The sequence below is a fragment of the Dolomitihabitans soli genome (assembly GCF_022213955.1).
GTDB classification, from domain to species: domain Bacteria; phylum Actinomycetota; class Actinomycetes; order Streptosporangiales; family Streptosporangiaceae; genus Streptosporangium_A; species Streptosporangium_A soli.
On record NZ_JAKNTW010000001.1, the window covers coordinates 997,062 to 1,009,387 of the forward strand.

Annotated in this window: 10 protein-coding genes; 4 read left to right on the top strand and 6 right to left on the bottom strand. The window is 70.4% G+C overall.

Annotated features, from left to right (window positions below):
* Window position 1 precedes the first annotated feature (1 nt).
* Genes MBA17_RS04505 through MBA17_RS04520 form a run of 4 tightly spaced genes read right to left on the bottom strand, consistent with a single transcriptional unit; the run spans window position 2 to window position 3,570 of the window.
* Window positions 2-1,087: a branched-chain amino acid ABC transporter permease gene (locus tag MBA17_RS04505; protein WP_238494932.1), complete on the bottom strand. Its 1,086-nt coding sequence runs from the start codon at window positions 1,085-1,087 to the stop codon at window positions 2-4.
* Complete coding sequence (locus MBA17_RS04510; RefSeq protein ID WP_238494933.1) at window positions 1,080-1,970, bottom strand: branched-chain amino acid ABC transporter permease; 891 nt, start codon at window positions 1,968-1,970, stop codon at window positions 1,080-1,082. Before MBA17_RS04510 ends, MBA17_RS04505 begins: the two co-directional genes overlap by 8 nt.
* A complete protein-coding gene (locus MBA17_RS04515) occupies window positions 1,967-2,776 on the bottom strand; it encodes an ABC transporter ATP-binding protein (RefSeq protein WP_238494934.1) in 810 nt (269 codons plus the stop codon). Before MBA17_RS04515 ends, MBA17_RS04510 begins: the two co-directional genes overlap by 4 nt.
* Window positions 2,773-3,570: an ABC transporter ATP-binding protein gene (locus MBA17_RS04520; protein WP_238494935.1), complete on the bottom strand. Its 798-nt coding sequence runs from the start codon at window positions 3,568-3,570 to the stop codon at window positions 2,773-2,775. Before MBA17_RS04520 ends, MBA17_RS04515 begins: the two co-directional genes overlap by 4 nt.
* Window positions 3,571-3,754: 184 nt before the next feature.
* Between MBA17_RS04520 and MBA17_RS04525 the strand changes: the two genes are divergently transcribed.
* The 3 genes from MBA17_RS04525 to MBA17_RS04535 all read left to right on the top strand — a co-directional run bounded on the left by MBA17_RS04525 (window position 3,755) and on the right by MBA17_RS04535 (window position 6,637).
* Entirely contained in the window at window positions 3,755-4,960 is a 1,206-nt protein-coding gene (locus tag MBA17_RS04525; RefSeq protein ID WP_238494936.1) for a PucR family transcriptional regulator, read from the top strand.
* Window positions 4,961-5,041: 81 nt separating this feature from the next.
* Window positions 5,042-5,470 carry a CBS domain-containing protein gene (locus MBA17_RS04530; protein WP_238494937.1) on the top strand — a complete coding sequence of 143 codons (429 nt, stop codon included), beginning with the start codon at window positions 5,042-5,044 and terminating at the stop codon, window positions 5,468-5,470.
* Between the two features lie 171 nt (window positions 5,471-5,641).
* The gene (locus MBA17_RS04535; protein WP_238495051.1) at window positions 5,642-6,637 is read left to right on the top strand and encodes a hypothetical protein; all 996 of its coding nucleotides are present in this window, start codon (window positions 5,642-5,644) and stop codon (window positions 6,635-6,637) included.
* Window positions 6,638-6,692: 55 nt separating this feature from the next.
* Here MBA17_RS04535 and MBA17_RS49165 read toward each other — a convergent pair whose 3' ends face one another.
* Window positions 6,693-10,040 carry a S8 family serine peptidase gene (locus tag MBA17_RS49165; RefSeq protein ID WP_455432689.1) on the bottom strand — a complete coding sequence of 1,116 codons (3,348 nt, stop codon included), beginning with the start codon at window positions 10,038-10,040 and terminating at the stop codon, window positions 6,693-6,695.
* A gap of 362 nt (window positions 10,041-10,402) precedes the next feature.
* Here MBA17_RS49165 and MBA17_RS04550 point away from each other — a divergent pair, with 362 nt between their 5' ends.
* Window positions 10,403-10,759 carry an arsenate reductase family protein gene (locus MBA17_RS04550; RefSeq protein WP_238494938.1) on the top strand — a complete coding sequence of 119 codons (357 nt, stop codon included), beginning with the start codon at window positions 10,403-10,405 and terminating at the stop codon, window positions 10,757-10,759.
* 363 nt (window positions 10,760-11,122) lie between these two features.
* On the opposite strand, the gene MBA17_RS04555 is transcribed toward MBA17_RS04550, so the two are convergent.
* Window positions 11,123-12,250 (bottom strand): hypothetical protein, encoded by a 1,128-nt coding sequence (locus tag MBA17_RS04555; protein ID WP_238494939.1) that lies wholly within the window; start codon window positions 12,248-12,250, stop codon window positions 11,123-11,125.
* Between the last annotated feature and the right edge of the window lie 76 nt (window positions 12,251-12,326).

The window sequence follows — 12,326 nt, forward strand, 5'->3', positions numbered from 1 at the left end:
GTCAGCTCCTTGAATCGGGGGAGGGGGTGAGTTCCGCGGGGAGTTGGACCCGCCGGGTCACGGCGAGTCGGATCCGGGTTGCCAGCCCGAGCAGCCCCCCGGGGAGGAAGAGCACGACGGCCACGACCGCGGCGCCGTACAGGATGCGTGCGGCCTCGGCGGGGGAGACGCCGCCGGAGCCCGGCTCGGCCACCAGCGGCAGCGCGTCGCTGTAGCGCGTCAGCAGCTGGGGGAGGAAGGAGACGAACACGGCGCCGACCACGGCGCCCGCGACCGAGCCGAGCCCGCCGATCACGATCATGGCCAGGTAGTCGAGGGAGAGCAGCATCCCGAAGTACTCGGGAACGGTCCGCTGGAAGACCAGTGCGAGCATCACCCCGGCGGCGCCGGCGTACATGGAGGACAACACGAAGACCCCGGCGCGGTAGCGGCCGACCGGAACCCCCATGACACCGGCGGCGATCTCGTGGTCGCGGATGGTGTTCATCGCGCGTCCGGGCCTGCCGCGCAGCACACCCTTGGCGAACCACGCGGCCACCAGGAGTACGGCGAGCCCGAGGAACCAGAGGCGTTCCAGCACGCCGAAGGGGACGTTGAGGATCACCAGTTCGGGGGTGTCGGCGAAGACGAGCCCGAACAGCTCCATCGGCGGCACCGCGCGGCCGTTGTAGCCGCCGGTGAGCGGCTCGGCGTTGAACAGCAGGTGCTGCCCGAGGAAGATCAGCGCCAGGGTGGCGATACCGAGGTAGGCCCCCTTGAGGCGGCCGGCGATGGGGCTGAACAGCCCGCCCGCGATCCCGGCGACGATCACCGCGAGCACGGCGGCGAGCGGGGTCGGCAGGTTCAGCCCGGCCAGGTGGCCCTCGGGCTCGGCGGCGAAGTAGACGTAGGCGTAGGCGCCGACGGCCAGGAAGAACGCGTGCCCGAGCGAGAGCTGCCCGGTGGCGCCGGTGAGCAGGTTGATGCCGATCGCGCCGATGGCCGCCGACATCGTGAACAGCCCGGCCTGCAGCCAGAAGCCCTCCAGGTAGAAGGGCACGAACAGGGCGACCGCGATCCCGCCCAGCCAGGTGAGGAGTTTATACACGGCTGAGCTCCCTGGTTCCGAACAGCCCGGCGGGACGGATGAGCAGGACGATCGTCATGATCAGGAACGGCGCGGCGTCCCCGATGCCGCGGCCGAGGAAGGAGAGCTGGTTCTGGTAGCCGCTCATCATGGCCTCGGTGATGCCCACGACGAGGCCGCCGACCAGGGCGCCCGTGGTGGAGTCCAGGCCGCCGAGGATGGCGGCGGGGAACGCCTTGATCGCGGCGAAGGTCGTGCTGCGGTCCAGCCCCGGGGTGGGGAAGACGCACAGGAACAGCGCCGCCACGGCGGCCAGCGCGCCCGCCACCGCCCAGGCGCCCAGGGAGACCCTGCCCAGCCTGATGCCCATCAGGGCGGCCGTCTCGTGGTCCTCCGCGGTGGCGCGCATCGCGACGCCCCAGCCGGTGTGCTTGAACGCCAGCAGGAAGGAGCCGATCAGGATCCCGGCGGCCAGCAGCGCCATGATCCGGGTCTGCGCGATCGCCACCGGCCCGAGGTGCACGACCTGGTCGCCCCAGGGGTCGCCGAGGGCGAGCACGTCGGTGCCGATCTGCCGGGTCAGCTCGGTCACCAGCACGATGTCCACGCCGATGGTCACGATGGCCAGCACGCTGTGGCTGGTCACGTTCGCCCTGCGGATGATCACGAACTCGATCAGCGCGCCCACCGCCGCGGCGCCGGCGATCCCGGCCGCCAGCGCGGGCCAGAACCCGATCAGCGGATGCAGCTTGGCGACCACGAACCCGCCGGCCAGCAGCAGCGAGGCGTGCGCGAAGTTGACCACCTCGGTGGCCTTGAAGATGACCACGAAGCCCAGGGCGATCAGCGAGTACAGCGCGCCGATCGAGATCCCGTTGGCCAGCAGCTCCAGGAAGGTGATCACGCGTGCTCCTCGAGATCGGTGGCGGCGCCCAGATAGGCGCGGATGACCGCGGGGTCGCGCTGGACCTCCTCCGGCGGCCCGCCGGCGATCCGGCGGCCGAAGTCCAGCACCGTCACCGCGTCCGCGAGACGCATGACGATGCCCATGTCGTGCTCGACCAGCAGGATCGAGATGCCGAGACTCTCCTTGATCGCGACGATCAGCTCGGCCATCTCGGCCCGCTCGCCGCCGTTCATCCCCGCGACCGGCTCGTCGAGCAGCAGCAGCCGAGGCTCCATGCACAGCGCACGGGCCAGCTCCACCCGCTTCTGCACGCCGTACGGCAGTAGCCCGACGGGGGCGGAGAGCCGTCCGGCGATGCCGACGAAGGCGGCGATCTCCTCCACGCGGGCCAGGTGCCGGGCGGCCTCCCTGCGTGCGGCGGGCAGGTGGAGTCCCGCCGAGAGGAAGCCCGCCCTGGTCAGGCGGTGGCGGCCGAGCAGCAGGTTGTCGCGCACCGAGAGGCGGGGCGGCAGGGCGATGTTCTGGAAGGTGCGGGCCACGCCGAGCGCGGCGATCCGGTGGGTGCTCAGCCGGGTCAGCTCGGCGCCGCCGAACCGAACGCTGCCTGCGGCGGCGGTGTAGACACCGGACAGCACGTTGAAGCAGGTGGACTTGCCGGCGCCGTTGGGCCCGATGACCGCGTGCACGCTGCCGGGTTCGACGGTGAGACTCACCGCGTCGAGCGCGGTCAGGCCGGCGAAGCGGACGGTGACGTCGCGGACCTCCAGCGTCGCCGTACCGTCTGGTTGGTATGAACCGGTCAAGCGGACCACCTCGATAAGGAGGGTCGGGTGACCGCCGGGCGGCCGGTCACCTCGTCGGCCGTGATGCCCAGATAGCGGCGGCGCACCTCGTCGCTGGCCGCGAGCTCGGCCGCCGGGCCGGACAGCACGACCTCGCCGACCTCCAGCACGTAGGCCCGGGAGGCGAGGGCCAGGGCGAGCGCCGCGTTCTGCTCCACCAGCAGCACCGAGGTGCCCTGCGCGTTGATCTCCCTGATCGTCTCGGCGATCCTGGTCGCCATCATCGGCGCCAGGCCCAGCGTGGGCTCGTCCAGGAGCAGGGCCTTCGGCCTGGCCATCAGCGCGCGGCCGATCGCGAGCATCTGCTGCTCGCCCCCGGAGAGCAGCCCGGCTCGTTGCCCGGCCCGCTCGGCGAGCACGGGGAAGAGAGCGAGCACGCGGTCGCGGGCCTTGGCCGTGCCGCGCCGGTCGCGCACGCCGAGCGCCCCCGCCCGCAGGTTCTCCTCGACCGTCATCCGGGCGAACACCCGGCGGCCCTCGGGCACCTGCACCACGCCCTTGGCCACGACCGCCGCCGCGGCGGTCCCCGAAAGCCTGGCCCCGCCGAAGGTGATCTCGCCGGCGGAGATCCCGCCCCGCTGGAACCGCAGGGTCGCGGAGATCGCCCGCAGCAGCGTCGACTTGCCGGCGCCGTTGCCGCCGAGCACCGCGACGACATCGCCGCGCGGGACCTCCAGCGACACCCCCCGCAGTGCGCGCACCGGGCCGTAGTTCACCGCCAGATCCCTGACGGCCAGCCCGTCCGTGGCATTCATGCAGGCCTCCTGATGTCAGTGAACGCACACGAAAACAAGCTGTCTCACATCCGTCCAGAGCCGGAGATGAAGTCGGGGCCGCAGCCCATGGGAGACGGGTGCCGGTTGTGCACGTGCACAAGGCAGGGTCACGATATGAAACCGAAGGTTGTTCTGGAGCTGTGCCGGTGGCACGCTCGGGAAGATGGGTGTCACGCGTGCGGCGGGTGCCGATGACGAGGTCCGCAGAGTGCTGAAGACCGCCGCCAGGCGATTACTCGACCGGCTCCCCGAGCTGACGGACGAACTGGTCTCCAGGGTGCGGGAGAACGACCAAGCGTACCGGGCCGTGGTCCCGCTCGACGAGCACTGGAAGAACACGCACGAGGGCCTGAAAGTCGGCATCACCGCGATACTCCAGGCTCGCCGTGATCGGCGTGACCTGCAGTTCGCGGAGCAGACCGCGCGCCGCAGGGCGGAGCAGGGGCTGCCGATGGACAGCCTCCAGCGGATGTACCGTCTCTCGGCCCAGGTGACCTGGAACGGCTTCATCGACCTGGTCGCCCACGACGATCCCGGCGACATGGCCGCCCTGCTGCGCACCGCCACGCATGTCTGGCACGCCATCGACCGCCAGGCGATCGTGGCGGCCGACGCCTACCGCCGCCGTGAGAGCGAACTGCTCGGGCGCAGCGCCGAGCGCGTCAACGCGCTGATCGACGCTCTCCTGGCGGGCAGCGCCGAGCCCGGCCTGGTACGGCGCGCCGCCGCCGCCCTGGATCTGCCGGAGCGCGGACGTTATGCCGTCGTCACAATGCGCCTGCCCGTCCGGTCCGACCATGAGACGGAGTCGCCCCGCCCGGACAACGTCGGTGCGATGCGGATGATGTGGCGGCTGCGCACCGACTGCGAGGTGGCCGTCGTCTGCCTCGGAGAGGCGGGACTGGACGAGCTGTGCGAGAAGCTGGGACCGATGCTGGGCGGGGTCGCCGGAGTCGGCCCCGTCGTCGACGGCCTGGCGGAGCTCGGCTCGGCCCGCCGGCTCGCCGAGCTGGCGATGCGCACCAGCGTGGGCGAGGGACCGGAGATCGCCCGGCTGGATCGGACGCTGCCCTCGGTGCTCGTGCTGTGCCAGCCGGAGATCTCCCGGCATCTGACGACCGGAGTGCTCGGCCCGGTCCTCGCGCTCGACACCGCCGACAGGGAGGTGCTGCTCGGCACCCTGGAGGCGTGGCTGCGCTGCGAGGGCTCGGCGGCCAGGGCGGCGGGACGCCTCTACTGCCACCGCAACACGGTCTTCAACAGGATCCGCCGGATCGAGCAACTCACCGGTCGTTCGTTCGCCCGTCCGCTGGACATCGTGGAGCTCGCGCTGGCCCTTGACGCGGTCCGGTTGCTGGCTGTTGCCTGAGAGACGAGTGTGTTGCCCCTCTGCTGCTTAGACGGGCCCACGCGGGGAATTGAAAGACGATACCTGCGGAGGTGATGTTCGATGCTCATCGGTACGATCCTGCGAGGCAAGGGCACGGATGTGGCGACGGTGCGACCCGACGCCACGGTGACCGAGTTGCTGGCGGTGCTGGCCGAGCGCAACATCGGTGCCGTAGTCGTGTCCGGTGACGGCGCCGTGATCCTGGGCATCGTCTCCGAGCGCGACGTCGTGCGGCGTCTCAACGAACACGGGGCCGAGATCCTCGGTGCCCCGGTCTCTTCGATCATGACGAGCGAGGTGCGCACCTGCCCGCCCGACGCCAACGTCGACGATCTGCGCCTCACCATGACGACCCACCGCATCCGGCACGTCCCCGTCGTCGCGGACGGCCGCCTCGCGGGCCTGGTCAGCATCGGTGACGTGGTGAAGAGCACGATCGAGGAGCTGGAGACGGAGAAGGCCAGCCTCGTCGACTACATCCACCGCTGAGCGCGCGCCGGTTTCGGACCAGCGCCACGGTGGCTGCGGACATGCCCCAATTGTCCGGGATTTAAGGGGCGGAAGTGATCTATGTGATCAAAGTTGTGGTATTTCCCGACATATAGCTGTGAGAGCTGCTATTAAGATACGCGGCCAAGATTCCTGACAGAGAGGGTCATCATGAGCCGCGGATCGCATGATCCGTCTTACGACGGTCACCTCGAGCCGAACCACGAGGAGATCTGGGAGCAGACCGGCGCCCTGGACCCCGACTGGTCGGCTGAGGCCGTTAACGGACCGGAACAGAACAAGAACGGCGACGTCCTGTCGGACGGCTGGGGACCTGAGGCGGAGGAGGAACCCGCCCCGGGGCCCGATCCGGGCATCGAGACCGGCGTTCACATGGCCTTGGACCCCAGACTGCTGTCCGACGACCGGGAGTGGACGGAAGGGGAGCGCTGGGACGACAGGTCCCAGCAGTCGGAGGACTGGGAGAAGTCCCAGGAGTCATCGGCGGAGCACGACGACTGGGACCGGACCCAGCAGGCCGACTCCGATCCCGAGGAGCGGTCCGCCTACCTCGGAGCGGGCTGGCGCGACCCGGCCGGCGTGGAGGACGAGGAGGAGAGCCGCCCGCGCCGGGGCAAGGTGCTGCTCCTCGCGGCGGCGGTGACGGTGGTCACGGCCACCGCCGGAGGCTGGCTGCTGTTCTCCTCACTGGGCGACTCCGACACCGACTGCCCCTCGGGTTCGCAGTGCGCCTCGGTCGGCCAGGTCAGCCAGGCCCCGGTGGCGGAGGTGTCCGAGGAGCCCCTCCCCGAGGACACCTCCACCATTACCGCCGAGCCGACGCCCACGGAGACGGAGACGACGGAAGGCCCCACCCAGGAGCCGGCCCCGGTCACCACCAGGCGGGCGAGCACCGAGCCGAACGAACGCCCGAGCCCCACGCGTACCCGGACCACCCCCCGGGAGGAGCCCACCGACCAGGCGCGGCCCACTCGCGAGCCCAGGATCGAGAAGACCGACGGCCCGGACCCGAACCCGAACCCCCGGCCCAGCACCCCCCCGACCAAGGCGCCCCCCACGACCGAGGCGCCCTCACAGCCGACCCCGCCGCCCTCCAAGGAGCCGGAGAAGCCGGGCGGCCTGCTGGACTGGCTCTTCGGAGGCTGAGAATCACACACGCGTACGGCCCCGCCGGATGAGACCGGCGGGGCCGTCGCTTTTCCTACTGCACGGTGATCCTGTCCACCTCGATCGTCAGGCCCTTCACCTCCGGGGTCGAGGTGGTGGTGGTGACGGTCCCCGAGCCGGCGGAGACGCCCTTCACCTTCATCGTGTAGGTGAGGGTGCCGCCGGGGGCGCCGGGAGTGCTGGTGACCCGGAGGTCCTCGGTGGGCGGCCCGGTGATCTGGGCGCCGGCCGTACCCTCCTCGTTCTCCGCGCCCACGGTCAGGCCGTACCCGTCAGGGGGCGAGCCGGGCAGGGCCGCGGGATCGTAGACGTAGGAGATGTCCTCGGCGCCGTTGAGCCCGAGCCACTGCTGGAAGACCTTGGTGTCGGTCGTGCCGAACAGGTTGACCCGCCACTCGATGACGAACCAGCGGTTCACGCCGTCGGTCAGCGTCGCGGCGAGCACGCCCGGCGCGCCGGTCCCGTCCAGGTCGGTCCAGTACGGCGCGAGCACGCCATTGGGCGGGGTCGCGTCGGGCAGGGTCTGCGGCGTGAAGCTGATCTGCGCGGAGTCGGTGACCCCGCCCGCGACCGCGTAGCCGTTGGAGACGATGCCGACCCGGTTGTAGGTCTTGCCGGCGTAGCTGAAGCCCGGCACGTTCGCGTTGAGGGCCTCCTCGTCGCCGATCGGGGTCACCGGCACGCCGAGCAGGTCCAGCGGCAGGTACCCGGAGGGCCCGGTGCCCGGCGCGATCGCGGGGGCGTCGGGCTGCCGTGCCGAGAGGGTCTTCTTCGCCGTGGCGATCTGGCTACCGATCTTGGTGGCGCCGGTGACCGAGTTCAGCCGCAGCCGGCTGCTGAGCGTGCTCAGCGCGGTGACCTCGGCGGGCTTGAGCGTGGTGTTCTCGATCGTGACGGTACAGGTCGACTCGCCCGTGCCGCGCGGCACGGTGGCCGGCGCGCACGTCTGGTCGATCGGCACCGCGCCCTCCTTGCGGACGAACGCCACCGGCAGGTGGAGCTGCCGGTCGCCGCCGACCTGCTTGAGGTTCACCTGGCCGAAGTACTGCCCGTCGGGCAGTTCGGGGGCGGTGATCACGATGGTCAGCTTCGCCGACTTGCCGGGCTTGACGGACAGCAGCGGCGGCAGCACCGCGATGTTCGCCCCGTCGACGGTCTTGCCGGTCGCGGTGAAGGTGAGCGTCTTGTTCGTGACGTTGGTGACCGTGCGCTTGGCCGTGATCACGCCGGGCATGGTGGGCGCGCTCACCGACGGCAGGTTCAGGTCGATCCGGTTCGCCGGGTCGGTGGCCGAGGCCGCGAAGTTCGCCGCGGTCTCGTCCAGGGTCAGGCCGGGGTCGCCCGCCTTGGTCAGGTCGATCCGCCCGCCGCCGAAGTCGAACGGGTCGGCCGGGGTCGTCCGGTCCTGCTTGGTGACCTTGGTCGTCGCCGTCGTGGAGAGGGCCGACTTCACCTGGCCGGGAGTCCAGTCCGGGTGCAGCGCGAACACCAGCGCGGCGGCGCCCGCCACATGCGGCGACGACATCGAGGTGCCGGCGATCACCTGGTAGAGGTTGCCGGGCGGCCCTTCGGCCGGTGACTCGGGCGTCGGCGTGCCACCGGCCAGGATGTGCAGACCGGGCGCGGTGACGTCGGGCTTCAGGAAGTCGCCGCCCGGGCCGCGCGAGGAGAACTCCGTGATGGCGTCGCCCTGCCAGGTGGCCTTGGCGCCCTGGGTGAAGGACGCGGTCGCCCCCGGATTGGCCGCCAGGAACGCCAGCAGGGTGACGGTCTCGGCGTCGTCCACGTGCACCGCGGGGAGCCAGTGGTTGTCGGTCATCACCTCGAACGACGCGTCGTTGTAGAGGATCATGCCGGCCGCGCCGCCCTGCTTGACGTTGAAGCCCTTCATCACCCGTCCGGAGCTGATGGCACAGGCGACGATCTTCCCGGCGAACACCCCCGGGGGAGCGGGGGACGTGCACTGCTTGTTCGAGTACGGCGGCGCGGAGGCGAGCACCACCGGCAGCGGCGACGCGATCCCGCCCGTGACGGAGGCGCCCTTGATCGTCGAGGTGGCGCCGCCCGAGCCGTTCAGCGTCAGCGCCGAGGAGAAGGTCCTGGTCTGGGTGGACGCCGCGACGGTGGTCGTCCACGGGCCGCGGTGGTCGGTGGTGCCCGCCCCCGGCCCGGAGTTGCCCGCCGAGGCCGCGACCAGCACGCCCGCGGCGTAGGCGTCGAGGAAGGCGAGTTCGACGGGGTCGCTGTAGAGGTCGCTGCCGCCGGAGATGGAGAAGTTGATGACCCGGACGCCGTCCTGGATCGCCCGCGCGACCGCCTGGGCGGAGTCGGACGGGAAGCAGCCCTCCTGGCCGCAGACCTTGTAGACCGACACGTGCGCGGCCGGGGCCATGCCGTGGATCGGGCCGCGGCTGATGCCCAGCGGGTTGGCGTCGGCCACCGGGCCGCCCGCCGAGGTGGTGGCGGTGTGCGTGCCGTGCCCGTTGGAGTCGCGGGCCGAGTCGGGATAGACCTCGCCGTCGAACACGGAGTTGTAGGTCTCCAGGAACGGCTGCCCGCCGACCAGCTTGTTCGAGCAGGCGAACGGGTCGGCGGCGGGAGTGAGCGGGTTGTCGCCGAAGTCGCACACCCGAGGGGTGCCGTCGACGGTCGGCGGCGGCGCCGGGAGCCCGCCCGGGTCGGCGAAGGAGGGGTGCTCGGGCCACGCGCCGGAGTCGAGGATGCCGACGACCACGCCCTTGCCGGAGGACGCGCTGCCACCCAGCTTGGAGTAGATGGCGGGGGCGCCGACGAAGGCCGGGCTGGAGTCCGTCAGCAACTGCTGCGGCTTGTCCTCCTGCACCGCGGCCACGCCGGGCAGCTTGAGCAGTTCGGCGGCCTTGTCGGCGGGCAGTCGCAGGGCCATGCCGCCGTAGACGGTGCGCAGCCGTTGTCCCGCCTTCGCGGCGGGCACGCGTTTGCCGAGTTCGCCGAGGAAGGCGTTCTCCACGTCCTCGATGTGCTTGCCGTACTTCTTGGCGTTCGCGCCGCCCGGGTCCAGTGCCTTGCCGGTCTTCGACGGGCTGGTCGCCGGGAGGCCGGGCAGGTCGCCCTTGTAGGCCGCCAGGGAGTCATAGTCGAGCTTCACCATGACGTTGACCTGGGCCGCCGAAGTGGACTTCAGCAGGCCCTGGTCGCTTTCCGCGAGCTTCCCCGTGTCGGACTTGGCGCCCTGCACGGGAGTGGCCTCGATCTGCGCCGGTGTCGCCGTCCACTTACCGGACGGCGGGGGAGCGGGGGTGGGACTCGCCGCGGCACTGGTCGCCGGGACCAGCACGGCCACCATGGACAGGCCGGCGGCGACGCCCAGCGTGCGGGATAAGAGAGGGTGCTTACGGGACACGACACCTCCAAGAAGGGGGAGTGTCGTGGCACCACAAGGAAGGGACCCGACCCTCCCCGACGGGTGAAGTGGCCACCTCGCGACGGCAGCCTCTCGGAGCTTAACCAGCGATTTTGTTGCCGCCTAGGTCGTGAAAGTGCCGGATTTAGTGGTTTGATTCAGTAAATCTGACTATCCCGTCTACCCGGCTTTTCAGCATTGTCCGTTCGCGACGTGCCGGCGCTCAGCTCAGGCGCGGTCCGGGAGGGCCGGCAGGAGGATCCCTGAGAGAGGACAGGCCGGATGCCGGGTGGTGTCGCCGGCCGCCGCCGATCTGACTCTTGATAATGTTCCTGACCAGTTCCCGAAAGGCGGCGGAGACCATGGAGATCTGGATCAATCCCGAGTGCTCCAAGTGCCGTTCCGCGCTCTCGATCCTTGACGACGCGACCGCCGAGTACACGGTGCGCCGCTACCTGGACGATCCGCCGACCGGCGATGAGATCCGCGATGTGCTGGCCAGGCTGGCCCTCGAACCGTGGGACATCACCCGGACCGGAGAGGCCAGGGCCGCCGAGCTCGGCCTGGCCGACTGGCCCCGCGACGCCGACAGCCGTGACCGCTGGATCAGGACACTGGCGGAGAACCCGATCCTGATCCAGCGGCCGATCATCACGGTCAAGGACGGCCCTGCCGTGGTCGGGCGCACCGAGCAGGCTGTACGGTCCCTGCTCGACTAGTGACGCCACTGGCCGTTCGGTTGCTGGCCCAGTGCTCCCGAAGCTACGGCCGACCGCAGGTAGCCGGGCAGTCATAGGACGCCTTCCAAGCCGCGGCGGTCTCCGACGATGGCATAGTGTCGATGCGCCAAGACTTCGGCCAGGTCCAGGCCGATGTCCGCAGGGCTGGTTTTCGCGGGATACGGTCCTTTCCGCCGATTGGCCGGCGGGCCGAGTGACACTTTGCGGCTCATACTGAGCGGTGGGCCAGTTTCACGTCTGGCCCTTCGGGGTGGCGGCTGCTCTGACTAACAGCCTGCATCGGACTCGCTTTGGGGCTGCTGGACGAGGCGTACCGCCTTGACCGATGGCCGACGCCGATCGTTACGGCTGGGTGTGCAGCACGCCCGTCAACCTGTCGTAGCGGTGGACGCGCACGCCGGACTCAGCGGGATTCTGCAGCCCCCTGACCCGGACGACGAGCACACCTTGGCGAACACGGTCCTCGGTGCTGACGCGGAGCCAGGGTTCACCGTCACGCAGCGCGGTGACCTCCTCGACCAGATCTCCCGCGCCCCCCGCCGCGATGGCGTAAGTACGGCCTTCCGGCGAAGCGATGTCAATGCCGCCGTCCTGCCGGAGCGTGAAGGTGACGACGAGATTGCCGCGGCCGCCGTTCGCATCGCCCACGAAGTCGTACAGCGGCGCCGGATCGCCCACGTAGTATTTCAGCCGGCCCATACCGGTGACGTCCATGCCGTTATAGAAATTGCGGCCCGCCGAGTCGAGCCAGAAATGCGGATTGTGGGTGGGCGAGCTGAAGCTCGGGCCGGAGTTGTAGGAGATATGCCAGTGCGAAGGATTGTCGGCGTGCAAGGTGTTGTTGGTCTCGAAGCCCATCAGCACGAACCGATGTCCCTTCGCCGCAGCGACCTCGACCACGCCGGAGTCCCGGAGAATGGCGTGTGCCGCGACGAGCTGGTGGACCACCGACTTGACCGGGCCGGCCGGCCACGGCACCGTCGCCCACGGACCCGCGACGCGGTCGGGGTCGTTGTGCTCGATCCGCCAGTTCATTCCCGGCGAGATGTCGGGGAAGCTCCAGACCTGGAGCGTGGGCTGGTTCGCGTCGGCCGAGGCCTGCGTCATCGGCAGCGTGAACGAGAAGCTGTGCCTGTCGCCGGGAGCGCGGCGCAACGCCAGCCGCGTTTCCTGGTGGACGACGGCCTCGACACGCGTATCCGGCCACCGGACGGTGACCTCTATGCCCGCGGCGTTCTGCGGGCCACGCACGAACGTGTAGTACTCCGCGCGGGAGGCCACGGAGTAGTTCGCGCCGGGCACGATCTCGTAGCCGACGGGCAGCACGACCTCGGGCCGGCCGGGTTCGCCGGGCCGACTACGCACGACGCGGAAGGCCGCGTAGGCCGGCGCCGCCGCGTGAGCGGCGGCGGGCAGGGCGACAGCCAGGCCGACCGCGGGTACGCCGGCGAGTAAGGTTCGACGGGACAAGGATGTAGACATTGGGGCATTCCTCTCAATCGCGACACGAGGTTGTGCCGTCCGTTGCACAGGAGACGCGCCTTAA